Below are 1898 nucleotides of genomic sequence, written 5' to 3' on the forward strand. Positions count from 1 at the left end.
CGGCTTGCCCCGGTCCACGGGCGACGGGCCTGTGAGTTCGCCCCCTTTTTCGCCCTGACGTGGGCGGAGTCGAGGACGACGCGGGTCACGTCGATGACGAACCCGGCCCCCACCACGACGACGCGCCTGGTGGCTGGGCCAGCACCCCGTCGAACTCACCCAGCGCGCCCTGCCCGCAGACCTGATGCACCCCCTGCTCGCACCCCCGGGAACCACCGCCGTCACCAGCGAGGGCCCCACCCTCGAGGACGACCTCAAGCCGTACCCGATCGCCCAGGCCACCACACCCGAAGAAGTTGCCGAGGCCCTGCGCCGCGCCATCATCCACGAGGGCGGTGACGTCGAACAGTCGAACTCGCCCTCAAGGAGCCGTGGGGGTGGTCGGTACGGGTGTCGTTCACCACCGGCAGCCCGGACGACCTCAACAAGGACGAGACCTACAAGGGCTTGATCCCGCTGCTGAAGGTGCGCCGCAACGGACTGCTCATCGAGGGCGATCCGGACTTCGGCGACTCCTGCACCGTGCGCATCATCATGCGCGACCCCTTCACACCGGACCTGGTGGGCACCGTGCCCTACCGGGCCCCCTTATCCGGCTCGATCACCGACGCCTTCGACTTCGGCGTCGCCATGGACGCCACCCCCCTCACCTTCGCCCTCGCCGGGCTGATGCTGCTGATGGTCGCCGACTCCGGCGGCGCCAAGTCCGGCATCATGCTCGCTATGGCCGAGGCCATCACCTCCACCCGCGACGCCCTCGTGGTCAACCTCGATCCCGTCGGAACCGGCGTCGGCGCCCTGGGCCCCGCCATCACCCTGGACGCCTGCATGGACGACGACCTCATCTGCGCCGTCCTGGAATTCTTCCTCACCCTCTGCTCCGCCCGCGCCCGGCAGCGCGCCGCCTACCGGTGGGGCAACAAATGGCGCGTCAGCCCCGAACACCCAGCCTTCTGCCTGTTCATCGACGAGTGGCCCCAGCTGTCCGCCAAGGCCAAGGCCCTCCTGATCCGCCTGCTGCTCCTCGGCCGCAAGGAAGCGATCTGGGTCTTCGGCGGCTCCCAGTTCGGCACGAAGGACTACCTCGGGGAGGCCATCGGCCCGAAACTGTCGGCGAAGATGCTCGGCGCCTGCCGCCGCGTGGACATCACCGAACTCCTCGGCGGCGGCGCGCTCGCCGAGGGCTACCGCGCCGACCTGATCCGCGCGGCCACCCACACCGAACGCAACGACGCCGGACAGATCTACGCCCAGGGCCTGCCCGGCATGCCCGACCGCCCGGTGCGCTACCAGGTCCGCGAGATGCTGCCCGACTACGCGGCCATGGTCGGCGACGAACGGGCTGCTGCCGGCCTGCCCGACGTGACCCGCACCCTCACCGAAGCCGGCCTGCTCGACGACTGGCTGGAGCTCCAGGCTGCCTGCGCCACCGGAACCGTTCCTGACGCCGGAGGTGGCGAAGGAGTGGAGGGGGACAATGCCCCGGCCATCCTGCTCGCCATCGCGGAGGCGTTCATCCGGGAGAGCGAGCCGCCGTACCTGACCATGGACCAGATCAACGCCCACCTCCGCAAGGACGACCCGACGCGGTGGGGACGCTGGGACGACCGGGACGACCGCGGCCGGCTCCGGGAACTGGGCAAGGCGCTCAGCCGCGAGCTGCGCAACGCGAAGGTGGAGTTGTCCTCCGCATCACCGAGCTCGACGGACAGCCGCGCGGCTACTACCTCGAGGCCGTCCGGCAGGCCCCTGGAGAACCTGTCCTGATCGACGCCGTCATTGGCCCCGCTTATTGGGGGGGGGGGGGGGGGGGGGGGGGGGGGGGGGGGGGGGGGGGGGGGGGGGGAGGGGGGGGGGGGGGGGGAGGGGGGGGGGGGAGGGGAGGTAAAAGAAAACAA

The 1898-nt window shown here is 70.9% G+C and carries 1 protein-coding gene; it reads left to right on the top strand.

The genetic code is table 11. The features are described from left to right. Positions 1-390 precede the first annotated feature (390 nt). Positions 391-1767: a hypothetical protein gene (locus ACZ53N_RS33640; RefSeq protein ID WP_469144599.1), complete on the top strand. Its 1377-nt coding sequence runs from the start codon at positions 391-393 to the stop codon at positions 1765-1767. Positions 1768-1898 lie beyond the last annotated feature (131 nt).

This window comes from Streptomyces sp. NPDC033229, assembly GCF_055576875.1.